The sequence below is a fragment of the Flavobacterium sp. LAR06 genome (assembly GCF_041946075.1).
GTDB lineage: Bacteria > Bacteroidota > Bacteroidia > Flavobacteriales > Flavobacteriaceae > Flavobacterium.
The window spans coordinates 75545-100399 of sequence record NZ_JAUTYT010000013.1 but is presented as its reverse complement, the minus strand read 5'-3'; the positions used below and the strand labels follow the sequence as shown (position 1 = coordinate 100399).

At 34.9% G+C, this 24855-nt stretch carries 14 protein-coding genes; 9 read left to right on the top strand and 5 right to left on the bottom strand.

All coding sequences use genetic code 11. The features are described 5' to 3' along the window. Nucleotides 1-15: 15 nt before the first annotated feature. Complete coding sequence (locus Q7C23_RS18285; protein WP_375033851.1) at nucleotides 16-1524, bottom strand: RagB/SusD family nutrient uptake outer membrane protein; 1509 nt, start codon at nucleotides 1522-1524, stop codon at nucleotides 16-18. A gap of 14 nt (nucleotides 1525-1538) precedes the next feature. Continuing rightward, complete coding sequence (locus Q7C23_RS18280; RefSeq protein WP_375033850.1) at nucleotides 1539-4649, bottom strand: SusC/RagA family TonB-linked outer membrane protein; 3111 nt, start codon at nucleotides 4647-4649, stop codon at nucleotides 1539-1541. A gap of 345 nt (nucleotides 4650-4994) precedes the next feature. Between Q7C23_RS18280 and Q7C23_RS18275 the strand changes: the two genes are divergently transcribed. Further along, entirely contained in the window at nucleotides 4995-7865 is a 2871-nt protein-coding gene (locus tag Q7C23_RS18275; RefSeq protein WP_375033849.1) for a triple tyrosine motif-containing protein, read from the top strand. Between the two features lie 38 nt (nucleotides 7866-7903). Here the strand turns inward: Q7C23_RS18275 and murF are convergent, their stop codons facing one another. Both murF and gldJ read right to left on the bottom strand, forming a co-directional pair. Continuing rightward, complete coding sequence (gene murF / locus Q7C23_RS18270) at nucleotides 7904-9190, bottom strand: UDP-N-acetylmuramoyl-tripeptide--D-alanyl-D-alanine ligase (protein ID WP_375033848.1); 1287 nt, start codon at nucleotides 9188-9190, stop codon at nucleotides 7904-7906. A gap of 117 nt (nucleotides 9191-9307) precedes the next feature. Then, a complete protein-coding gene (gldJ, locus tag Q7C23_RS18265) occupies nucleotides 9308-10990 on the bottom strand; it encodes a gliding motility lipoprotein GldJ (RefSeq protein WP_375033847.1) in 1683 nt (560 codons plus the stop codon). Nucleotides 10991-11205: 215 nt separating this feature from the next. Between gldJ and porU the strand changes: the two genes are divergently transcribed. The 8 genes from porU (at nucleotide 11206) to Q7C23_RS18225 (ending at nucleotide 23559) form a co-directional block, all read left to right on the top strand. Then, a complete protein-coding gene (gene porU / locus Q7C23_RS18260; RefSeq protein WP_375033846.1) occupies nucleotides 11206-15042 on the top strand; it encodes a type IX secretion system sortase PorU in 3837 nt (1278 codons plus the stop codon). Nucleotides 15043-15083: 41 nt separating this feature from the next. After that, complete coding sequence (porV, locus tag Q7C23_RS18255; protein ID WP_375033845.1) at nucleotides 15084-16286, top strand: type IX secretion system outer membrane channel protein PorV; 1203 nt, start codon at nucleotides 15084-15086, stop codon at nucleotides 16284-16286. Nucleotides 16287-16362: 76 nt separating this feature from the next. Next, nucleotides 16363-16845: a cytidine deaminase gene (cdd, locus tag Q7C23_RS18250; RefSeq protein ID WP_375033844.1), complete on the top strand. Its 483-nt coding sequence runs from the start codon at nucleotides 16363-16365 to the stop codon at nucleotides 16843-16845. 157 nt (nucleotides 16846-17002) lie between these two features. After that, nucleotides 17003-18001 carry a pyruvate dehydrogenase (acetyl-transferring) E1 component subunit alpha gene (gene pdhA / locus Q7C23_RS18245; RefSeq protein ID WP_134147759.1) on the top strand — a complete coding sequence of 333 codons (999 nt, stop codon included), beginning with the start codon at nucleotides 17003-17005 and terminating at the stop codon, nucleotides 17999-18001. Nucleotides 18002-18007: 6 nt separating this feature from the next. Next, nucleotides 18008-19654, top strand: a complete 1647-nt coding sequence (locus Q7C23_RS18240; RefSeq protein WP_375033843.1) for a 2-oxo acid dehydrogenase subunit E2 — start codon at nucleotides 18008-18010, stop codon at nucleotides 19652-19654. Between the two features lie 91 nt (nucleotides 19655-19745). Continuing rightward, nucleotides 19746-21596, top strand: a complete 1851-nt coding sequence (locus tag Q7C23_RS18235) for a leukotriene A4 hydrolase C-terminal domain-containing protein (RefSeq protein ID WP_375033842.1) — start codon at nucleotides 19746-19748, stop codon at nucleotides 21594-21596. Between the two features lie 454 nt (nucleotides 21597-22050). Next, entirely contained in the window at nucleotides 22051-22602 is a 552-nt protein-coding gene (locus Q7C23_RS18230) for a carboxymuconolactone decarboxylase family protein (protein WP_375033841.1), read from the top strand. Nucleotides 22603-22680: 78 nt separating this feature from the next. Further along, on the top strand, nucleotides 22681-23559 hold the full coding sequence (locus Q7C23_RS18225; RefSeq protein WP_375033840.1) for a helix-turn-helix domain-containing protein: 879 nt from the start codon (nucleotides 22681-22683) through the stop codon (nucleotides 23557-23559). Here Q7C23_RS18225 and Q7C23_RS18220 read toward each other — a convergent pair. Continuing rightward, the gene (locus tag Q7C23_RS18220) at nucleotides 23556-24800 is read right to left on the bottom strand and encodes a glycosyltransferase (protein ID WP_375033839.1); all 1245 of its coding nucleotides are present in this window, start codon (nucleotides 24798-24800) and stop codon (nucleotides 23556-23558) included. The genes Q7C23_RS18225 and Q7C23_RS18220 overlap by 4 nt on opposite strands. Nucleotides 24801-24855 lie beyond the last annotated feature (55 nt).

The following is a 24855-nucleotide window of genomic DNA, read 5'->3' as shown; positions in this document are numbered from 1 at the left end:
TTTTTTGGTTTTTGGTTATTGGTAGTTAGGATTTTGTTTCAATTTAGTACCAGTTAATTCAACAAATGGTATTGGAAAAATTTCATCGGTACCGGCATCAAAACCTCTATCGGCTAAAGCTGTAGCAGCATCACCCCATCTAACTAAGTCAAAGAATCTGTGTCCTTCACCCGCAAGTTCCATTCTTCTTTCATTTTTAATAGCAGCCAATGTTACAGGAACAGACGTTAATCCAACTCGCGCTCTTACAGCATCTAATAACGCTTGTGCTCTGGCACCTGAACCTAATGCTTCAGCTTCCATTAAGTAAGTATCTGCAAGTCTGATGATATATGAATTTTGTCTGTAATTCAATTCTGCTGCTCCACCACCTGTACGAACATCAGACATTCTTGGTAAAAATTTGTTTAAAAAATATCCCGTATCCTGATTAGCTGCAATATAATCTGCCTTCCCAGCTGCTTTTAATGCTTTTATGTCTAAGATAGTAGCAGCAAATCTTGGATCATTTTTCATTGCATCGTACAATTTTTGAGTAGGAACACTAAAACTCCATCCTGAAGGAAGGTCTGGTGCATCTGAATTTGCTGTTTTTGTATAGCTTCGTGGTCCAACCATAACGTTTAATGAGTTTCCTTCGTCTCGACCAGATCCCCAGAAGCCCCAATCAGAGTTACCTGCACTACTGTGACCAACTTCAATTAAAGATTCTGTATTATATTTATTTGCAGTTACCCATAAATCGCTAAACTTTGCTAACAATTTATTGCCATATTGGTTTGTACCGCCTGGAGTACCATTAACTTCTGCAAGAACTGCAGCTGCTTCGGCTTTTTTACCATTAAATAGATATACTTTTCCTAATAATGCCTGTGCACCACCTTTAGTCATACGTCCAGCTTCTGTAGTAGCAGGAACTGTTCCTGGTAAAACCGGAATAGCTTCTTTTAAATCTTTTTCGATTTGAGCATACACATTTTCTGGCTTAGCCTGCTCAGGAGTAAAGATATCATTGGCCACTAATGGTTCTAAAATCAAAGGAATGTTTTTAAACATCCTAACCAGGTTAAAGTAATACAATGCACGCAATGCTTTAGCTTCCGCAGCAAATCTTGCTCGTACAGCATCAGACATTGAAGCAGTTGGTAATTTAGATATTAAAACATTCGCTCTGTAAATACCCTGATAATGATCATTCCAGTAACTCGCTGGTATTAAAATAGAAGAAAGTGAATGGCTAGAGAAATTTTGAATTCCCTGACCGTCAGTCGAACTACCTCCTCCTGCCCAGAAATCATCTGAACCGGCATTCAACATCGCTACCATATTTTCAAAACCTCCTGTGTTTTTTCTCATAGGATCATAAACTCCTACCAATGCAGCATAAGTTTGTGATTCGTTTGAGTAATAGCTATCTGAATCTAATTTTCCTTTCGGGGCAGTGGTTACAAAATCTTCCGAACAAGATCCCATTATAGCCAAAGCTATTCCACAGAATATATATTTAAATTTTATTGTTTTCATAATCTTATTGTTTATTAAAATTGAAAGTTCGCTCCAAACATGATCGTTCTCGCTTGTGGATAAACTCCTTTGTCTACACCATATACCTGTCCACCAATTTCCGGATCATATCCTGTGTATTTAGTAAATGTGAAAAGATTTTCTCCATTTAAATAAAAACGAATTTTATCAGCCCCAATATTAGATGATATTTTTACTGGTAAAGTGTACCCTAATTGAACAATTTTCAAACGTACATAATCACCGCTTTCAAGATAAAAATCTGACATCGAACTAAAGTTTTTATTTGGATCAGTATTTGTCAATCTAGGATAATCATTTGATGTACCTTCACCTGTCCAGCGACCTAAAGCATTTGTTTGATAGTTGGCATTCAAAATATCTAATCTTCTTAATCCCTGGAAAATTTTGCTACCTGCTGCACCTTGAGCAAATGCCATGAAATCGAAGTTTTTGTAATCCAGATTTACAGTAAGTCCAAATGTATATTTAGGTACACTAGTGCCTAAAAATTGTTTATCATCTTCTGTAATACTTCCATTTCCATCTGTATCAACCCAACGGAAATCTCCTGGTTTTGCATTTGGTTGAATTAAACCTCCAGCTGCATTTGTATAAGCCGCAACTTCTGCTTCATTTTGAAAAATTCCATTAGTTTTCATACCATAGAACTCATTGAAAGAATGTCCAACCTTAGTTCTTGTAACAGGACCCATTGATTGAAAACTTGCATCACCCTGAATAAAATCAGTATTTGTATTAATATAAGTTACCTCATTTTTAAGTGTTGCAAAATTTCCATTAACACCTAAATTGAAATCTCCTAATCTCTTTTTATAACCCAATTCAATTTCAAAACCAGTATTATCCATGTTGGCAATATTAGCCGAAGGAGCGTCAACAACACCCACATATCCAGGGATTACAACATCTCTTAAAATTCCGCTGGTTTTCTTTTTAAAGTAATCTAAAGTCAGCGTAAAATCGTTAAACAATCTTGCATCAAGACCAACTGTTGCCTGAGAAGTTTCTTCCCATCCTAAATCAGGATTTGGTAAAGTTGAGTTTCCATAACCTGTAGTGATATTCCCTGAATTTCCAATAGTATAATTGTAACCTCCAACTACAACAGGAAGATATTTGTCAGGATCAATATTATCATTACCAACAACACCATAACCTCCACGTAATTTCAAGGTATTAACTACTTCGTTTTCTTTCCAAAATCCTTCTTTTGAAAGGACCCATCCTAAAGAGAATGAAGGAAAAACACCCCATTTTTTATTGTCACCAAAACGATTAGAACCATCACGACGAACTATACCTGTAAAAAGATATTTTTCCATGTAATCATAGTTGGCACGTACAAATAAAGAGGCTAATTTGTGCACGGCTTTATCACTAGACCAACTTAGTCTGTCTGTTTGAGGCACATCAAAACTAAAAGAAGCATCACGATAATCAGAAATTGGCAGACCATACATTGTAGTTCCAATTACACCTCCAATGTTTTCAGCCAATGCTTCCTGACCAAGTAGAACATTTACATTGTGATTCCCGAATTTATTTGAATAATTAAGCGTGTTTTGCAACGTCCATGCAAATGATTTCTCATTGTTTTGAGTATAATTATTTCTAGCAGCATTAACGTTATTACTTAAAAAGAATGAAGGTGTAAAACCTTGGCTTCCCCAGTAAGCAATCTTACCTCCAATAGTTGTTCTAAACTTTAAATGGCTTGTGATGTTTGCTTCAAGATAAGCATTACCAACAAAATCATCTGACCAGTTATAACCGCCTAATCTTGTTTGAGTGTATGCTAATGGATTTGTCATCTCCTGACCCACCCATGGTGAAATACCGTAAGGGTTACCATTTGCATCACGAATAACCAATGGATTGTTATAAGGAGCCTGACCTGCAAGGACCGGGTCCGTTACTACTAATGGAGTTGTTGGATCTAAGTTAATTGCAGAACTTAACGGTCCTCCAAACTCACTGTTAGTATTTCCAAGACTCTTTGATTTTTGTCTTGTGAACCCAAAAGTTTGACCAAAAGTAAAATAGTCAGATATTTTATGAGTTGAATTTAAACGAAAGTTCTTTTTGTTATAACCAGAAATATCTGTTGTAACAATACCTTCCTGGTCCTGAATACCAAATGAAGCATAAAATGTAGATTTTTCACCACCACCACTTATACTTAATTCGTGATTGTATCTGAATGCCTGATTATTAAAAATAGCATCTTGCCAATCAGTTCCTTTTCCTAAAGCAGCAGGATTTGCATATCTGATAGCATTTCCGTCAGCTGCTAATTTTTCATTTATTAATGTAGCATATTGCTGTGCATTTAATAAATCTAGTTTTTTAGCTGGGGTCGAAATTCCAGCAAAACCATTATAGTTTACACTGATTTTTCCAGATTTACCTTTTTTAGTGGTTACAATGATAACCCCTGTTGCTGCACGAGTACCGTAAATTGCAGCAGAAGCAGCGTCTTTAAGAACCTCAATAGACTCAATATCAGATTGATTAATAAAACCAGTCGCTCCAGCATCAATTACAATTCCATCAACTACCCAAAGAGGATCATTACCCCCCTCTCTAAAAGTAGTTATACCTCTAATACGTACTTTCGCAGCAGAGCCCGGCTGACCTGATGTTGAAGCCACAGAAACACCTGCTGCTCTACCTTGCAAAGCCTGCTCAACACGACCGTTTGGAACTTTTTCCAGATCTGCAGCTTTTACACTGGAGATTGCTCCTGTAACAACTGCTTTCTTTTGAGTACCGTATCCTACGACCACAACCTCATTTAATGATTGTGATTCTGGTTTTAATTGAATTGTAATATTTGTTCTTCCGTTTACAGCCTCTGTAACTGTAGTGTAACCAATAAAAGTAACTGTCAAAACACCATTTGACGGCACTTTAATTTGGAATTTTCCGTCAAAATCTGATGCCGCTGATTTTGTTGTACCCTTTAATACAATAGTTGCACCCGGAACCGGCATTCCACTCTCATCGTTTATCATCCCATTTACTGTGACATCCTGAGCCACAGCTATAACCGAGAATAACAAAGACGAAATACAAAAAATAAGTAATTTTGTTAATTTCATTTTTCTAAAAATTTTGGTTAATTAATTAGTAATTTGATGCAATAATAATCTTAATTTTTTACTATCGGCAATTTAAATTCCCTACAAAAACACATCAAAGTAAAATTTACAACGTTACAAAAACACATCATTTTTTTTATAATTATCTAATTTACAATATTTTAAAATTAAAATTTAAGATGTTATGAAAATGTTAATTGTAAAAATAAACACTACAGTTGTATAAGAATGCTTATTTTTATCAATAAAATGCTCTACTACCTCGTTATAGTAATCATAAAAACACATCAAATTACTGAAATACAAATAGTTATACATATAAAATTGAAATAAATTAAAAAATTCATGAAATTGATAAAATCATATTTTATTATTATTATTTTTACATTATTCACAACAGCATTTTTTGGACAAGTCAAAAGTATAGGTTTGCCCGATGTAAGAAATTACAAGCGAAACGAATATAAAGGAGGAACCCAAAATTGGAACATTGGACAGGATAAGAATGGAAACCTGTATTTTGCTAATAACAATGGTCTTCTGCAATTCGACGGTTCATCCTGGAGAAAATATCCCTTACCTAATTTAACCTCTGTACGCTGTTTAAAAATTGATGACTCAGGAAAAATTTATGTAGGCGGCTACAATGAATTTGGTTACTTCCAGCCAAATGAAAAAGGAAAACTAAAATACACATCGTTAGCCAAAAGTGTAGATAAAAACAAAATCAAAATAATTGATTTCATATGGAAGATTCACACCTTAAACAAGCAAACCATTTTTCAGTCTTTTGCCAGAGCATACATCTTTAAAGATGGAAAACTTACTATTTTAAAAGCTCCAAAACGATTTCAATTTTCATTTGTAGTCAACAACAAACTATATTTTCAGGATATAGATAAAGGAATATTAGAATACCGAAATGGAAAACTATACGCTCTTCCAAACACAACCAGCCTTAATAACACCGAAGTATGGGGAATGTATGCTCTAGACAAAAGTAAAATCTTAATTATAACTCTTGAAAAAGGGTTGTTTATCTACGAAAACAATACCGTAAAGCCATGGGATACTGAAGCCAATAATTTTGTAAAAAAGAACAACTCACTGGGAGGAGCTACAATAGAAAATAATTTCATTGTTTTAAACTCTGTACTAGATGGTATTGCTATTTGTGATTTCAATGGTAAAATAATCCAACATCTCAATCGAAAAAAAGGATTACAAAACAATACTGTTTTAACATCCTTTATTGACAATAAAAACAACCTATGGCTTGGTCTTGACAATGGTATTGCCTTTGTAAACGAAGGATCTCCTTTTACCTATTTTGGTTTCAGCTATGACATTAGTACTGTTTATGCCTCCGTAATTCATGAAGGAAATTTATACGTCGCAACAAACCAGGGTGTTTTTTATCATGCGTGGAACAACAGCTTCAAAGAAGATACTTTTAAACTTGTCGAAGGAACTACTGCTCAATCATGGAATGTTCAGGTCATTGATAATGAATTAATTTGTTCAAACAACAGAGGAGCTCTAGTTATAAAAGGTGGAAGAGTTACCAATACAATCGATTCCAAAGGTTATTTTGGTTTTAAAAACATCCCAAACCGACCTGGCTTTTTTATAGGTTCAAATTATGACGGATTTGCCATTTTTCAAAAGACATCTGGCGGATTAATCTATAAGAATCAGGTTATTGGCTTTGACAAATCATCAAATAGTTTTGAGCTTGATAAATCGTTTTTATGGCTAAAAAAAGACGAATCAATTTACAGAATGTCTCTGAGCAATGATTTAACAAGATTTTCATCCATCAAAAAGATAGATCAATTAAGCACTCAATATAAAAATATTGGAAGCATCCAGAAAATTGACAATCAATTATACTTCCAGACGAATAACCATTTTTATAAATACTCTCAGGAGCAGGATTTATTTTATGAGGACAAGAACTTATCTAAATTATTCAGGAATATACCAAATATAAATGCATTGAGTGAAGATTCTCAATCGAACTTATGGTATGCCTTTGACGAATCTCTCGGTGTATTAATGAAGCGAAACAAGTATTACACTAATATCGTCGCTCCTTTTTCAAACTTAACAGGGAATTTGGTTAGTAATTATTTGTCTGTCAGCACCATTGACTCTAAGAATATTTTTATTGGATTGACAGACGGGTTAGCCCATTACGATTCTGAACTGTTGAATAATTATGTAACAAAACCAAAAGCTTTTATTCGAAGCTTTTCTTTTCCAGGCGACACTATTGTCTTAGGAAACAACCAAAATAAAATTGAGAACATTCGAATTCCATATTCGTCAAACCATGTGCGTTTTACATTTTCATCACCTACATATGAAAACCTTGAAAATGTAGAATTCTCTTATCAACTGGAACCTTTTGATGACAAATGGAGCAATTGGTCAACCATCTCGATCAAAGAATACACAAATCTTCGTGAAGGAGATTACAAAATGAATGTAAAAGTTAGAAACAGCTACGGAATTCAATCCGAGCCGTCAACACTTTTATTTACTGTTTCTCCACCTTGGTACAGACACTTTTTGGCACTTATAATTTATTTTGTTTTAATCATCATTGCGATCTATGTTATTTCGAACCGAATCAAAATGAAGATCAGGAAAAACAAATATTATGAAACGATAGAACAAAGAAGATTGTATCTTGAAAAAGAATCAAGAATCAGGCAAGAGCAATACGACCTTGAAAAAGAAATTGAAAAACTGAAAAATGATAAACTTCAGATCAAAATCCTGGCAAAAGACAAAGAATTAGTAAATAACTCTTTGCAGGTTGTAAAGAAAAATAAAATCCTAAACGGAATTATTCACAAACTAAAAGAAATTGACGTTGATGCGCTTGACGATTCAACAAAATTTCAAGTCAGCAAACTAAATAAAAGTATTGTAAAGGAAGTGAATACAGACAAAAGCTGGAAAGATCTTGAGAAACACATCAAGAACGTTCACTTTGAGTTTTTGAAGCGCTTAAAGGAAAAATACCCAACTATATCACCGCGAGAACTTGACTTATCAACTTATTTGTTAATGAATATGTCAACCAAAGAAATTGCAGAAATCATGAATATTTCGACTGGTGGAGTTGAGCTGGCGAGATATCGCTTAAGAAAAAAATTAGGCTTAAATAAAAAAGAAAACCTAATAGGTTTTCTTATGAGTATCTAAAAATTAAAAAGCCATTCGTTGCAACGAATGGCTTTTTATTATGAAATATATTCCAAAGTACGTTCGAGCGCCATTCCTCTGGAACCTTTTATTAAAATGGCATTATTTTCAAAGTGCATAGTTTTTAGATGGTTTGAAAAATCCCCAAATGTTTCAAAAAATTGAATATTTTCACTAGCAATCTTATTTTCATAAAATGCCTTTCCAATCAAATAGCAAATTGATCTATTTTGATTTAGTAAAGATTCAACGATTATTTTATGTTCTTGCTGACTCTCCTTTCCTAATTCAAACATATCGCCTAGCACCATCACTTTATTCTGACTATCCAATTGAAGAAAATTTGCAATAGCCACTGCCATACTACTCGGATTAGCATTATAAGCATCAAGAATGATTTGATTCGATCCCTTTTTTAATAATTGAGATCTGTTATTTTCCGGAATATAATTTTCAACAGCCTCTTTTACAGCTAAATTATCCACTTTAAAATAACGACCGATAGAAACTGCAGCATTTATATTATTTGAATTGTACAGGCCAATTAAATGTGATTCAACAGTGAAATTGTCATAATCTACCACCACAAAAGGATTTGCGGCAATATTTTCAATTTTTACATCAGCTTTATCATTTTTTACGCCAAAAGTAAATGATTTTATACCTACAGATTTTTGGATCTGAATTGGATCCTCCAGATTAACGAAGGCAATTTTATCGTTCTTGGCTAAATATTGATACATTTCGCTTTTCCCTTCTATTACACCTTCTACACCTCCAAAACCCTCTAAATGCGCTTTTCCAAAATTGGTGATGTATCCATAATCAGGCTGAGCAATTTCACATAAAAATTCAATTTCTTTTTTATGATTCGCTCCCATCTCAACAATTCCAATTTCAGTTTCTGTATTAAAACTTAACAATGTCAATGGAACTCCAATATGATTGTTCAGATTTCCAACTGTCGCTTTCGTTTTGTACTTTTTAGATAAAACTACATTAATAAGTTCTTTTGTTGTTGTCTTTCCGTTACTTCCGGTCAGGGCAATAATTGGCAATTTTAAATAAGCACGATGAAATTTTGCCAATTCCTGTAAAGTTTCTAAACTATTTTGGACAAGAATAGTTCTTTCATCTACCAGATAAGATTCATTATCAATGATAACAAATAAAGCTCCTAACTCAAGTGCTTGTTTAGCAAAAGTATTTGCATCAAAGTTTTCGCCTTTAATAGCAAAAAACAGGGAATCTTTTTCAATTTTTCGTGTGTCAATTGAAAGAGATTTACATTGTAAAAACAGTTTATGAATTTCCTGAATATTCATTTATAAATTTTTTATAGATCGTAAAAGTAGAAAAAAATAAATACAAAAAATTCCAAATTCCACACTGAAATGTTCAGCTCTTGGAATTTGGAATTTTTGTTATTGAATTTCTAAAACTTAGTTTCTAGGCGATTTTCTTTTTTCAGCTTTTGAACCTACTCTAGACATTGCACATCTGAATCCTATGTAATCAGTTGCCATATCCTGAGGGAAATATCTTCTTTGAGCAGGATCTAACCAATACGCTCTGTCTCTCCAAGAACCTCCTTTATAAACTCTTACTTTGTCATCGATCAAAGTAGTACGTTTACTTGAGTTATCATATTTTCTAGTCATCTGACCTAAACTATCAGTAGTGATATTATGTTTAGGAGAATTATACATTGTCTGATCTGCTTTTGGCCCTGACTCAGAATCTCCAAAGTCAAAATATCTAGAAGATTGTTTATCACCATCTCTATAATTGATATTATCGCTTGTACTAAAATTTGTTCTCAAATATGTTTCTTGTTCGTCAACTGGAACCTGTGCGATTTCTCCCGGAAGATTTCTTGCTACAACTTTTCCGTTACTTAAAGTATCATATTTAATGTTAGCAGTTGAAACGATTTCAATTTTACCGTCTTTACCAATTTTGTTTTTAGCATATTGATTTCCTCTGTAGTAGTTAAAATCATTTGCTTCATTATCAATAATAGGTCTGTAAACATCGGCTACCCATTCTGCAACGTTACCAGCCATATCGTATAATCCGAAATCATTTGGTGCATAACTTTTTACAGAGTTTGTAATATCAGCTCCATCATCAGACCAACCTGCAATTCCACCGTAATCACCGTTTCCTTGTTTAAAGTTAGCCAATTGATCTCCTTTATTTTTACGTTTTGATGAACGTGTATAATCACCAGACCAAGGATATTTCTTTTGTCCTTTGTATATGTTATATTCTCTTTGTCCTACATCAGCTGCAGCTGCATACTCCCATTCTGCTTCAGTAGGAAGTCTGTACTCAGGTAAAATAACTCCAGAAGAACGTTGTGCGTATACATTTTTCTCTTCTACGACACCATCTTTATTAGGTTTAGATTTTCTTCCGTTTGGATTTTTCTTTAACACCAATTCTTCGTTACCACCATAAGTAGTAGAAGGTGAAGCAAGGTAAGCTTCAGTGTTAAATAAACTTTCGGCACTTACATCATTAGTTTTAGCACCTCTTTTAAGGTATCCGTCTTTTTCAAGAACAGCTTCGTTTACACGGTCTGTTCTCCATTTACTAAATTCAACTGCCTGAATCCAGTTTACACCAACCACAGGGTAGTTTGCATATGAAGGATGTCTTAAGTAGTTATTAGTCATCGTTTCGTTGTATCCAAGACGATTTCTCCATACTAAAGTATCTGGCGATGCTCCTTCGTAAATATTCTTGTAATTTTCTTCTGTTGGAGGAAAAACTTTCTTCAACCACTCCAGGTATTCTAAGTACATACCGTTCGTAACTTCAGTTTCATCCATGTAGAATGATTGAACGTGTTGTTGAGTCGGCGTGTTATTCCAATCGTGCATAACATCATCCTGTACTTTACCCATAGTAAATGTACCTCCTTCAACAAAAACTAAACCAGGACCAGCCTGTTGTTTTTTCCCTGCATTTCTGGCAGAAGTTCCATTCTGACTATCTACGTCCCAACCTGTTGCTCGAGAAGCGTGACTGGAACTCGATTTTTTGCTACAACTAGCCGTGCCCAACATCAATACCATTGACATCATTAATTGCAAGGCTACAATTTTGTTTACTTTCATACTCATTCTTAGGTGATAAATTTAGGTGCTGCAATATAATAATTAACATTTAATTAGCAACATCTGTTCTAATAATTTTATTTCACTGTTTTTTTTACCAGAAAATAACCTATAGTTACGAACGCAAAAATATACTTTTTATTATTTACTGTAACATGAAATACTATATTTTTACTTAGTAAAATAATTAAAAAATAATATCTAGTCTTCAACTTATGAAACAGCGCCTAATCTTATCTCTTTTTCTTTTTCCAATTTTGGTATTTTCCCAAATAAATGGGGGCTTCACAATAGATTGGAAAACTAAAAAAGAAATGAGTTTTGGAGATTTAAAAATAACCATTCCCTATTTTTCAGGCAACAGTTTCAGGTACGATAATTCAAAAAAAAGCATAACATTACTGCTCAATTTGAATCAAACTGACTATTCCAACTCTTCATCGATTCAAATTTCCAACATTATTTATGAATCGGTCTTACTATCGGACTTAGGTGATTTATCTCTTGAAAACATCCCCGCAAAACCAAATGAAACGTTAAAAATCGCTTCATCAAGAGACAAAAGACAATTTTTTCTTTCTCTTTCGCCCCTCATTAAAGAAGGAAATAGCATTAAACGGATTCGGTCATTCTCATATAACGTAAACAATAGCACATCCAAAAACAGCACTGCTTCTGTCACACAAAAATCGAGTGTTATTCAAAATTCTATATTAGCAAGTGGAGACTGGTACCGTTTTTATATCGAAAAATCAGGTGTTTATAAAATTTCAAAAGCATTTTTACAAAGTTTAGGATTTGACGCCTCTAAAGCAGACCCTAAAAGAATTAAAATCTATGGAAACGGAGGCAGAATGCTGCCTTTAATGAACAACACTTATTATCCGGATGACCTAACAGAGAATGCTATTCAAATTGTTGGCGAATCCGATGGCATTTTCGACAATGAGGATTATATTCTTTTTTATGCCGAAGGAACAGATAGCTGGAGCTCTGAGAGCCAGACAAATCTCAATTTATTTGACAACAAATCTTATTATTATGTAACGGTAAGCGGTGGAGATGGTAAAAGAATTTCTAACCTGAATCAGCCTTCTGCAAATACCACGATTGAACTAAACACGTTTGATGACTATCAATTTCACGAAATTGACCAAACAAACATTGCACACTTAGGACGTCAATGGTTCGGAGAATCATTTGACATTAATCAGGAACAAGAATTTACATTCGCATTTCCAAATCTCGAAACCTCAGTACCATTAAAAATTGAAGTCAACACCGCTTCAGCCGCTTACACTCCTACTTCATTTACAATTGCCGCCAACGGACAAAATATCGGCACTATTAACTTCAATGCATTGGTACAAAGTTCAGAAACCAAATTTTATACCGGAAAACTACCTACAAACACTACGTTTACCGGAGCCGAAAGCGTAAAAATAAAACTTACCTATAATAACAACGGCGTCCCGGGATCGAAAGGATATCTGGATTATATTAATATAATTGCGAAAAGAAAACTTCTGGGAACCGGAAAACAATTCAAGTTTCAATACGATTTAGCCGGCTCTACAGCTGGAATCGTAAATTATACTGTTGGAAACGCCACAGGAATTTCTCAGATTTGGGACGTCACAGACCTATATAATGTATCAAAAGTAGAAAATCCTAATCAGGCCACTTTTAGTTTTAAAGCTTCTTTAGGCGAAATTCGAAGATATATCGCTATTGATCCCACTGATTATTTTACTCCTTTAAAAGAAAACCAATCAAAAATTGCCAATCAAAATTTAAAAGGAACCCTTTTTAAAAATGCACAAAATAGCTTTCAGGATATAGACTATATTATTATTGCACCAAAATCGTTAGTTTCTCAAGCCGAAAAACTAGCTAATTTTCATCGTTCCTACTTTAATTTGAACACAAAAGTAATAGCGTTAGAAAATATCTATCAGGAATTTTCTTCCGGAAAGCAAGATATTGCTGCCATTCGAAATTGTATTCAATACATTTACGAAAATGCATCGGCTCCGGAGAAAAAAATAAAATACGTAAATCTTTTTGGTGACGCCTCCTATGATTATAAAGACAGAATTTCAAACAACACTAATATTGTACCTATATATCACTCGCTAAATAGCAACACAATTGGAGAATCTTCGTTTGCCTCTGATGACTTTTACGGACTTATGGATCCGGACGAAGGAAACGTAATCTCGTTTTTTGGCGGCATTGACATAGCCGTTGGAAGAATGCTTGTTTCAGACAATGCTCAGGCTGGAGAAATGGTCAATAAAGTGTTGGAATACCATGATATAAAATCGTATGGAAACTGGAGAAATAATTTTGTTTTGATCAGTGATGATTCCGACCAAAGTTCTGATGCCTCGTTACAGTCGCGCCAAAACAGTTTAGCAGATGTTATTGCTACTGAAAAGCCATTTTTCAATATCGACAAGATTATTCTGGACTCTTACACGCAAGAAGCTTCAGCCGGAGGATCAAGATACCCAAAAGCAAGAAGCGACTTTTTCAATGCTTTTGAAAAAGGAGCTTTAGTCTTTAATTATTTAGGACATGGTGGCGAAGATGGCTTGGCAAGTGAAAGAATTTGGGAAAAATCAGATGGTCAAAACTTAAACAATCAATATAAATATCCTCTATTCATCACTATTACATGTGAGTTTTCAAGATTTGACGACCCAACAAGACCAACAGCCGGCGAATACACTTTTTGGAATCCAAAAGGAGGCGCTATTTCTATGCTAACTACCATTCGTGCAATCGGTCAGTTTAATGCTGAAAATTTCAATGATAATTTAAGTAAAAATCTGCTCTCATACGGTTCAAACCAATACACAACAATTGCAGAAGCACTTAGAATTTCAAAAAATGAAAACCCAAGTTATTCCAGTAACGTAATTTTTTATATTGGAGATCCTGCTTTGATGTTAGCAATTCCGAAACCTCGAATAAATTTAACAAAAGTAAATGATGTTGTGATCTCACAACCAATTCCTGACCTTAAATCACTTTCAAAAATTAAAATTTCAGGAGAAATTACAGACGAGAACAACACCTTATTAAGCAATTATAATGGCGAATTAGCCACTGCTATTTTTGACAAATTAATTACAACTTCAACGTTAAATAATGATGGATATAGCCCTGCAATGTTATTTAAAACTCTTGGAGAGACTATTTTTAGAGGAAATGCAACTGTGACCAACGGTCAGTTTGAATTTAGCTTTGTTGTTCCAAGAGATATTAGGATCGCTGTTGACTACGGAAAAATCAGCTTTTATTCGAAAAAAAATCAGCTTTTAGAAAACCAATCGGGCTATAGCAGCGTAATTAAAATAGGCGGAATAAATGAAAATGCACCTCAGGACAATATTAGTCCAAAAGTGAAGTTATATATGAACGATGAAACTTTTGTTTCTGGTGGTATAACAAATAGCTCCCCATTTCTTTTGGCGCTATTAGAAGATGAAAATGGTATAAATACTGCCAGTGGAATTGGTCATGATATTGTTGCAATTTTAGATGGAGATGTAAGTAATCCCTATATTTTGAATGATTATTATCAAACAAAACTAGACGATTATGCCAATGGAAATCTACGATTTCCATTACGAGATTTAACCCCAGGAATGCATACGATAAGCTTCACAGCGTGGGATGTTTACAACAATCCGGTAACAAGTGAAATACAGTTTGTCGTAGTGGGAGATGAATCATTAACATTAACACATGTTCTTAATTACCCCAATCCGTTTTCAACCTACACACAGTTCTGGTTTTCACATAACAGACCTTACGAACCTTTAGATGTTCAGGTTCAGGTAATGACCATAACTGGAAAAGTAGTATGGACAAAAAATCAAATCATTACTACTGAGGGTTTTTTATCTAGAGAGATAACATGGGACGGAAAAGACGATTTTGGAGACCGAATCGGAAAAGGAGTTTACATTTACAAGTTAACAGTTAAATCCAATTTAACAAATAAAAAGGCAGAAAAATACGAAAAGCTTGTCATCTTATAATTATATATATATTTGTATAATAAATACCATTATTCCTATAAATGAAAAAAATATCACTTTTACTAATTTGCTTTTTAATTGTTTCATATGCAAAAGCACAAGAACGAGCAATAACCACCGGAGTTCCTTTTTTATTAGTAGCCGCTGATGCCAGAGCAGCAGGTTTGGCAGATCAGGGTGTAGCAACTTCTGCAGACGCCTTTTCTCAGCAATGGAATCCCGCAAAATATGCTTTTTCAGAAGACAAGCAAGGTTTATCGATCAGTTACACTCCTTATTTAACCGATTTGGCCAATGATATTTCACTTGGTCAGTTAACGTATTACAACAAAATCAACGACAAAAGTGCTTTTGCAGGAAGCTTTCGTTATTTTGGCTTTGGAGATATTGAACTAAGAACGACGGGAGACCCAAATGAAGCTGCAAGAATAGTATCACCTAACGAATTTGCATTAGATGGATCCTATTCTTTGAAATTAAGTGAGAAATTCTCCATGGCAGTTGCAGGAAGATATATTCGCTCCAATTTAAAAATTGCATCAGAAGATATTGATGCTTCTGCTGCAGGATCTTTTGCAGTAGATGTTGCCGGATTTTATCAATCAGAAGAAATTGCCTATACTGATTTCAACGGAAGATGGAGAGCAGGTTTTAATATGCAAAATCTGGGGCCAAAAATCAGCTATGACAATGATGACATAAGCGCAAACTTTTTACCAGCCAACTTAAGACTTGGTGGAGGTTTTGATTTTATTTTAGACGATTATAATAAAGTAAACCTTAGTGTCGAATTTACCAAATTATTAGTTCCTACTCCTCCGGGACCCGGAACTCCAGTAGACGCTAATGGAGATGGTGATTTTACTGACCCAGGTGACATTTCGCAAGAACAAGCGAATACCATTAATTACAATAATTATAACGACATTGGATGGGTTGAAGGTATTTTTAAATCTTTTACAGATGCACCGGACGGTTTTAGTGAAGAATTAAAAGAAGTTACCTACAGTGTTTCCGGAGAATATATGTATCAGGATGCTTTTGCAGTTCGTGCAGGTTATTTCCACGAAAGCCCTGAAAAAGGAGCAAGACAATTCTTTTCATTAGGAGCAGGTTTCAAATATAACATTGTAAAAATCGATGTTTCTTATTTATTCTCAACTTCAAAAGTTAAAAATCCGTTAGAAAATACACTTCGTTTTTCTTTAACCTTTAACTTTGGCGACAAATACGAAACTTATTAAAGAGATTAAATAAAAAAACAATAACAATCCAAATTTCTATTTTTTAGGAATTTGGATTTTTTTTCCCATAAAAACAATGAAAGAAATAAGCGTTACATCATCATTTATAGTATACAATAACTTAGAAGAAATTTCAGCCCAAATCCAGGATCTAATGAATCAGGCTGTTGAAATTCGCAAAAAAGCATACGCTCCTTATTCTCAATTTAGAGTTGGCGTTGCATTACTTTTAGATAATGGAAAAATAGTTTTGGGATCAAATCAGGAAAATGCGGCCTATCCGTCGGGTTTATGCGCAGAACGTGTAGCGATTTTTCACGCAGGGAGTGTATATCCGGAAGCGAAGATCTTAAAAATGGCCATTACAGCCGCTTCAGACAACAACCAAACAAAAGCTCCTATTCCACCTTGCGGTTCTTGTCGTCAGTCAATTGCCGAATATGAAATCAAGCAAGATACCCCTATAGAAATCTATTTTATGGGCGAAATAGGTGAAGTTTACAAATCAGCATCCCTGAAAAATTTGCTTCCATTTATGTTTGATAAAAAGTTCTTGTAAAAAAAAGCCAAAAAGTAGCGTTTAAATTTTAGTTCTTAAATCTAATGTCTTATTTTTGCATCCCGACCTTTCGGGCGCAAATTTGTGGGAGGAAACTATTTTGCGTTATAGGCAACAATTGATAACACAAACAACTTTAGCAAAAGAAAGAATTCAGATGAAAGAAGTTACAAAAGAAGTATATTTAAAGTGGTACGAAGACATGCTGCTTTGGAGAAAGTTTGAAGACAAACTTGCAGCATTATACATTCAACAAAAAGTTAGAGGTTTTCTACACTTATATAATGGTCAGGAAGCTGTATTAGCGGGCGCTTTGCACGCTATGGATTTGACCAAAGACAAAATGATTACTGCTTACAGAAACCACGTACAGCCAATTGGTATGGGAGTTGATCCTAGACGCGTAATGGCTGAACTTTTAGGAAAAGCAACAGGAACGTCTAAAGGTATGGGAGGTTCTATGCACATTTTCTCTAAAGAACACCGTTTTTACGGAGGTCACGGAATCGTAGGTGGACAAATTCCGGTAGGAGCTGGTTTAGCTTTTGCTGATAAATATTTTGAAACTGGCGGTGTTACCATGACTTACTTTGGTGATGGAGCTGCAAGACAAGGTTCATTACACGAAGCTTTCAACATGGCTATGCTATGGAAACTTCCAGTTGTATTTATCGTTGAAAACAATGGTTATGCAATGGGAACTTCTGTTGAAAGAACTGCAAATCACACTGACATCTGGAAACTTGGTTTAGGGTATGAAATGCCTTGTGGACCAGTTGACGGAATGAATCCTGTGAAAGTTGCTGAAGCGATGACAGAAGCAATTGAAAGAGCTCGTCGTGGAGACGGACCAACTTTCCTTGAAATGAAAACGTACCGTTACAGAGGACACTCTATGTCTGATGCCCAATTATACCGTTCTAAAGAAGAGGTTGAAGAGTACAAAAAAATTGACCCTATTACACAAGTTTTAGATGTAATTATGGATCAAAAATATGCTACAGAAGAAGAAATTGAAGTAATTGACCAAAGAGTTAAAGATTTGGTTGAAGAGTGTGTGAAATTCGCTGAAGAATCTCCATATCCTGAATTACAACAATTATACGATGTAGTATACGCACAAGAAGACTATCCATTCACACCTCATAAACTATAATATATTATGGCGATAAAAGTAACAATGCCTCGTTTGAGCGATACTATGACGGAAGGAACGGTAGCGACTTGGTTAAAAAAAGTAGGCGACAAAATTAGCGAAGGAGATATCCTTGCTGAAATTGAAACAGACAAAGCAACAATGGAGTTCGAATCTTTTAACGAAGGGACTCTTTTACATATTGGAATTCAAGCTGGAGAAACTGCTCCTGTCGATTCATTATTAGCAATTATCGGAAACGAAGGAGAAGACATTTCAGCTTTATTAGCTGGTGGTGACGCTCCTGTTGCCGAAGCACCAAAAGCTGAAGCTGCTCCGGCCGCTGAAGCAAAAACTGAAACTGCTGCTCCTGCAAAAGCTGCAACTGAATTACCAAAAGGTGTTATAGTTGTAACTATGCCTCGTTTGAGTGATACAATGACAGAAGGGACAGTTGCAACCTGGTTGAAAAAAGTAGGTGATGCTGTTGCTGAAGGTGATATTTTAGCAGAAATTGAAACTGACAAAGCTACTATGGAGTTTGAGTCTTTCAATGCCGGAACATTATTATACATCGGAATTCAGGAAGGAAATACAGCTCCTGTTGACAGCTTATTAGCTATCATCGGACCTGCCGGAACTGACATTTCCGGAATTGCCGAAAACTATACTGCCGGAGGTACTTCAACTGCAAGCGCCCCTGCAACTGAAGAAAAAGCTGCTCCTGCTGCTGAAAAAGCGACTGAAGCTGTTGCTGAAACTTCATCAAACGGAGGAAGAATTTTAGCTTCGCCTTTAGCGAAGAAAATCGCTTCTGATAAAGGAATCCAATTAACTCAGGTTAAAGGATCCGGAGAAAACGGACGTATCGTAAAAAGCGATATCGAAAACTTTACTCCAGTTGCGCAAGCTCAGCCTGCTGCAACTTCTGCTACTAAACCGCAAGAAGCTGCTGCTCCTGCTGCTCCAAAGGTATTTGTTCCTGCCGGAGAAGTTTTCACAGAAGAAATCAAAAACTCTCAAATGCGTAAAATTATCGCAAAACGTCTTGCCGAATCATTATTTACTGCACCTCACTACAACTTGGTGATCGAAGTAAGCATGGACGAAGCGATGGGCGCAAGAGCGACAATCAATACTGTTCCTGATACAAAAGTATCTTTCAACGATATGGTAATTAAAGCTTGTGCTTTAGCCTTGAAAAAACATCCAAAAATTAACTCTCAGTGGAAAGAAGATGCTATCATCATCAACCACCACGTTAATATTGGAGTTGCTGTAGCAGTTGAAGACGGTTTAGTAGTTCCTGTATTGAAATTTACAGATGCTATGAGTTTATCTCAAATTGGTGCTTCAGTAAGAGATCTTGCAGGAAGAGCTAAAAACAAAAAACTTGGACCACAAGAAATGGAAGGAAGTACTTTTACAGTATCTAACCTTGGTATGTTTGGTATCACTGAATTCAATTCAATTATCAACCAACCAAACTCTGCTATCCTTTCTGTAGGTGCAATTGTTGAGAAACCAGTAGTTAAAAACGGTCAGATTGTAGTTGGAAACACAATGATGTTATCATTAGCATGTGATCACAGAACAATTGATGGTGCAACTGGCGCTCAGTTCTTACAAACATTAAAACAATACATCGAAAGCCCGGTTACAATGTTGGCATAGTCGCTGTTAATTTTATATTTAAATCCCGTTTTGTTTATTCAAAACGGGATTTTTTATTTAATTTCATCCTCAAAATTCAATACTTCATAAAATGAAAAAACTAATCCTTGCAACTTTATTCCTGACAGCGATTGCCTGCCAGAAAAAAGAGCAAACCGAAAAACCAGCAGTTGTTAAAGACGAACACACTTTCTCTAAACCAGAACTTGCTGTAGCAAAACATTTAGATCTCGACATCAAAGTTGATTTTGATACGCAAACTATTTCAGGAAAAGCTTCGTGGACAATTGACAATGTAAGTAAAGGAAATGAAATTATCTTCGATGAGAATACATTAAACATCACTAAAGTAACTTTGGGAGACGAAGAAAAGGAAACCAAATTTGAGTTGGGTGCAGCAGTTGAATTTCACGGAAAACCACTTCATATTACTATTGAACCAAACACTACCAAAGTAAACATTTACTATAGCACAACAAAAGATGCAGTAGCCTTACAATGGTTAAATCCGCAACAAACGGCAGATAAAAAGAAACCATTTGTTTTCTCTCAAGGAGAAAGTATTTGGTCACGCACGTGGATTCCTTGTCAGGATTCGCCGGGAATTCGTTTTACTTATAATGCAAAAGTTACGGTTCCTAAAGATTTAATGGCCGTAATGAGCGCTTCTGTAAATCCACAGAATAAGAATAATACCGGAGTTTATACTTTTAAACAAGACAAAGCAATTCCTTCTTATTTGATGGCTATTGCAGTTGGAGATATTGAATTTCAAGCTATCGATAACAGAACCGGTGTATATGCCGAACCTTCTTTATTAAAAAAAGCAGCATGGGAATTTGCTGAATTAGGAAAAATGGTTGGCGCAGCCGAAAAATTATACGGTCCATACCGTTGGGGACGTTATGATGTTTTGGTTTTACCTCCAAGTTTCCCTTACGGCGGAATGGAAAATCCAAACCTGACTTTCTTGACTCCGGGCGTTATTGCCGGCGACCGTTCATTAACAAGTTTGTTGGCCCATGAATTAGGCCACAGCTGGAGCGGAAATTTAGTTACCAATGCAACCTGGGACGATATTTGGTTAAACGAAGGATTTACGACTTATGTTGAGCATAGAATTGGAGAAGAAATTTTCGGAAAGAAAGAAGCTGAAATGCAAGATGTTTTAACTCGCAAAGACTTAGATGATAATATTACAGAATATGGCACAACGAATCCTGACACAAGATTAAAAGTAAGTCTTACCAAAAGAAATCCTGATGACGGAATCAGTCAAATTCCTTATGTAAAAGGATATAACTTCTTAAAAGTAATTGAAGCGGCTGTTGGTCGCGAAAAATTCGATCCGTTTATTAAAAACTACTTTGATGCGCATGCTTTTCAATCTATTACGACAGAAGATTTCGTAAAATACCTAAAAGAAAATCTTATTAAAGATGACAAAGCGCTGGCTGAAAAAATCAAATTAGACGACTGGATTTACAAACCAGGAATTCCATCAAACATTACTGCTGTTTCTTCTGAAGATTTTACAACAATAGATAATATTCAGAAAAACTGGAGAACAACCGGCGTTAAAGGATTAAGCGATAAAATAAAATCAACTACAGAAAAACAACATTTTATAGACTATTTACCTGCTGATATTACTATTGAAGAAATGACCGCAATCGATACTGAATTCAGTTTTACTAAAAACGGAAACTTCGTGATTAAGCGTCAATGGTTTATTCAGGCAATACGTTATCAATACAAAACAGCTTATCCAGCGATTGAACAATTTATGATTGCAACAAGCAGAACCGGATCACTAATGTCACTTTATAAAGAGTTGGTGAAAACTCCGGAAGGAAAAGTTTGGGCCAAACAGATTTTTGAAAAAGCAAAATCTGGGTACCATGCGACAACTGTACAGGCAGTTGGAGACTTATTAAAATAGTTTTCAGTCGCAGTTTTCAGTGACAGTTTATAGTTTACATCCCCGATTATTCACATAATCGGGGATTTTTTTATCCCGGAGGGATTTTATGTTGGTAGTAATGTCAAGTATTATGATTATTTGTCCCGTTAGGGACTACATGTTATTGCAAATTTTTGTAGTCCCTAACGGGACAATAAAAATGCTTTTTTCTTTTTCTACCAACATAAAATCCCTCCCGGATAAAAAATTAAAAATCTGGCTAAAACGAATACATTTTCCATTACAAACTGCGCATCTATAAAACTCAAATCCTTGATTTTCTCCTATAATTAAGATTTTTTTCATCCAGGGCAACTCAGGGAAAATTGTCCATTACATAGCGTTAATTCTCCATGCTCTAAAATCTGTAATCGTCGCACCTTTGTAATGTCAAAAGACAACAAATAAATAACAATATAAAAAATCAAATAAAATGACACGATTAACAGCATTAAACCCAGAAGAAGTAACAGGAAAAACAAAAGATTTATTCAACGCTGTACAAGCTAAACTAGGAGTTGTTCCGAACATGATGAGAACAATGGGAAATTCTCCGGCAGTACTAGAAGGATATTTAAACTTAAGCGGTGCTTTGAGCCACGGAAAATTAAGTGCAAGAACAGGAGAATTAATCGCTTTGGCAGTTTCAGAAAGCAATTCATGTGATTACTGTGTTGCAGCTCACACTTTCATTGGAGGAAAACTATTAAAAACAGACGAACAAGTTTTACAAGCTGCAAGAACAGGAAATTCTGCAGATACCAAAACCAACGCCATTCTTCAATTCGCCAAAACATTAGTAAGTAAAAATGGTTTAGTAAACAACGAAGATGTAGATGCAGCAAAAATTGCAGGAGTTTCAGATCCTGAAATTGCAGAAACTGTCGCTCATGTCGCTTTGAATGTTTTAACCAACTATTTCAACAACACAGCCAATACCGAAATTGATTTCCCGGCAGTTCCAAGTTTAGAATTACAAAACTAACTCACCAAAAAACAAAGCTGTAAAGATAGTTGTGAATTCTTTCATGACTATCTTTATAGTTTAAAAATGTCATCGATTATGAGCAATCAAAATGTTTTTACATTAATAAACCCGCAAACTGGTAATTTGGCTTTCAAACTACTTCCTTTTGGAGATAACAGCCATTTCGATCATTTGCAACGCAATAATTTTTTCTCTTTGATTTGGGTTACTAAAGGAAAAGGAAAGGTAAAAGCCGATTTTGCTGAACATCATTTTGAAGAAAACTCCCTCCTTGCCTTCTCTCCTTATCAGCCTTTTATGCTTTGTGTAAGTGAACCAATTGAAGGAATTGCTATTCACTTTCATCCGGATTTCTATTGTATTCACATGCATCAAAAAGAGGTTTCCTGCAGTGGTGTTTTATTTAATAATGTCTACCAGCCGCCATTTGTCAAAATTACTGATGAAGCTTCTACTACTTTTAAAATGGTTTTGGATCAGATGAAAACTGAAATTCAGAATACTGATTTGGCGCAATATGAATCTCTGGTTTCTTATTTGAAAATCTTTTTGATTACAGCTTCCCGATTAAAAAATCAGCAATTAGAAGAAATGAAATCGGTTCCAAATTCCAAAGAACCTTTTATTCTTCAAAATTTAAAAGATGCTATCGAAGACAATTTCAAAATCAAACATTCTGCCGGGAATTATGCAGATATGCTCAACATTTCGGCGAAAGCATTAGCCAAATTATCCAAAAATTATTTCAATAAAACCCTGACCGATTTAATTGCTGAAAGAATCATTATTGAAGCCAAAAGAGAATTGTATATGACTAACAAAACGGTAAAAGAAATCGCTTATGAATTAGGTTATGATGACGAGCATTACTTTAGTCGATTTTTTAAAACCAATGCTGACGTTTCGCCACAATTGTACAGAGAAACAGTAGGATTTGGAAAAATGGCAGATTAATTTTTATTCTTAGCTTCAATCCATTTTGCCATGTATTTGGTACTTTTTAAGGTGTGATGCTGCAGCAGACCTCCCATAAAATTTTGCAGACGGTGACTTTCAGAATCATTAAACAGCGAATTAATTTTAGTTATTAAAGCAGTTGAATATTTACTCAACTGATAACACTCATTCACGATTGCAACTCCATTTTTTTGAGCTTGTTTCCACAAATTTTCATCATGATATAATTCAACAGCCTTTTTCGCAAATGTTTCAATATCATCTGCAATAAAACCATTCCAGGGTAAATTCGCGTACATCGCTTCCGAACCAATTGTTGTGGTTATACTTGGCGTACCGCATTGCATGGCTTCTAATAATTTCCCTTTTAAGCCCGCCCCAAAACGAATCGGCGCCAAAACTATTCTGGCATTTTTTACCACTTCATTTGCATCAACGGCTCTTCCCATGATAAAAAAACCATTTTTAGGCTGATGCAATTGCAATACTTTTTGCGAAGGATAAGCGCCATAAACCTCTAAAACAGCTTCTGGAAATTGTTTTTTGATCAAAGGCCAAATCGATTCTTTTAAATATTGAACGGTATTCCAATTGGGTTCATGAAGAAAATTTCCGATGAAAACAAAATTTTTGCGTTCTTCAAATAGAGGCAATTTCAAAAGATCCAAGTCGGACATTTCATAAACCAAAAATGGCAAATAATACAATAAATCCGAATCAATTTTAAAAACCTCTTTCAAAACTTTCATTTCAAATTCGGAAATAATAAAAGAGAGATCGCATCTTAAAATACTGGCAATTTCACGTTTAGCTACTTCTTCTGATAATAAATCATTCAATGCAAAAGTTCTGTTTTCTTTGAAAGCTTTTTGTCTTGCGGTTCTTAAACAATGTAAATCTTCAGTATCTAATAATCGAATCGCTTTTGGACAATTTTCAGCCACACGCCAGCCAAATTGCTCTTCAATCATAAAACGATCAAACAAAACAACATCCGGATTTAATTCAATTACAAAATCATCAAAACTCGAATTATTCAGTTCAATTGACTTTTTCTCTACTCCAAATTCAGATAAATTGACCATAAAATCACTATCCATAGCCGGACTTGAAAATGTAATTTGAAATCCATTTTGCTTAAAAATAGAAATCAATTGCATCATTCTGCCACCAGCTGCAGACGAATTTGGTTCGGGCCAAACAAAACCTATAATTAAAAGTTTTTTGATCTGATTCATTTTATTTGTTTCAAGTTACAAAATAATACTATTTTGCGCGGATTTGCACCAAATT

Excerpts from the sequence above, each read along its gene's own strand:
- Q7C23_RS18225 (WP_375033840.1), top strand. The coding sequence starts at position 22,681 with ATGAGCAATCAAAATGTTTTTACATTAATAAACCCGCAAACTGGTAAT.
- Q7C23_RS18230 (WP_375033841.1), top strand. The coding sequence starts at position 22,051 with ATGACACGATTAACAGCATTAAACCCAGAAGAAGTAACAGGAAAAACA.
- gldJ (WP_375033847.1), bottom strand. The coding sequence starts at position 10,990 with ATGAAAGTAAACAAAATTGTAGCCTTGCAATTAATGATGTCAATGGTA.
- Q7C23_RS18235 (WP_375033842.1), top strand. The coding sequence starts at position 19,746 with ATGAAAAAACTAATCCTTGCAACTTTATTCCTGACAGCGATTGCCTGC.
- Q7C23_RS18285 (WP_375033851.1), bottom strand. The coding sequence starts at position 1,524 with ATGAAAACAATAAAATTTAAATATATATTCTGTGGAATAGCTTTGGCT.
- Q7C23_RS18275 (WP_375033849.1), top strand. The coding sequence starts at position 4,995 with ATGAAATTGATAAAATCATATTTTATTATTATTATTTTTACATTATTC.
- Q7C23_RS18220 (WP_375033839.1), bottom strand. The coding sequence starts at position 24,800 with ATGAATCAGATCAAAAAACTTTTAATTATAGGTTTTGTTTGGCCCGAA.
- pdhA (WP_134147759.1), top strand. The coding sequence starts at position 17,003 with ATGAAAGAAGTTACAAAAGAAGTATATTTAAAGTGGTACGAAGACATG.
- murF (WP_375033848.1), bottom strand. The coding sequence starts at position 9,190 with ATGAATATTCAGGAAATTCATAAACTGTTTTTACAATGTAAATCTCTT.
- porV (WP_375033845.1), top strand. The coding sequence starts at position 15,084 with ATGAAAAAAATATCACTTTTACTAATTTGCTTTTTAATTGTTTCATAT.
- Q7C23_RS18240 (WP_375033843.1), top strand. The coding sequence starts at position 18,008 with ATGGCGATAAAAGTAACAATGCCTCGTTTGAGCGATACTATGACGGAA.
- cdd (WP_375033844.1), top strand. The coding sequence starts at position 16,363 with ATGAAAGAAATAAGCGTTACATCATCATTTATAGTATACAATAACTTA.
- Q7C23_RS18280 (WP_375033850.1), bottom strand. The coding sequence starts at position 4,649 with ATGAAATTAACAAAATTACTTATTTTTTGTATTTCGTCTTTGTTATTC.
- porU (WP_375033846.1), top strand. The coding sequence starts at position 11,206 with ATGAAACAGCGCCTAATCTTATCTCTTTTTCTTTTTCCAATTTTGGTA.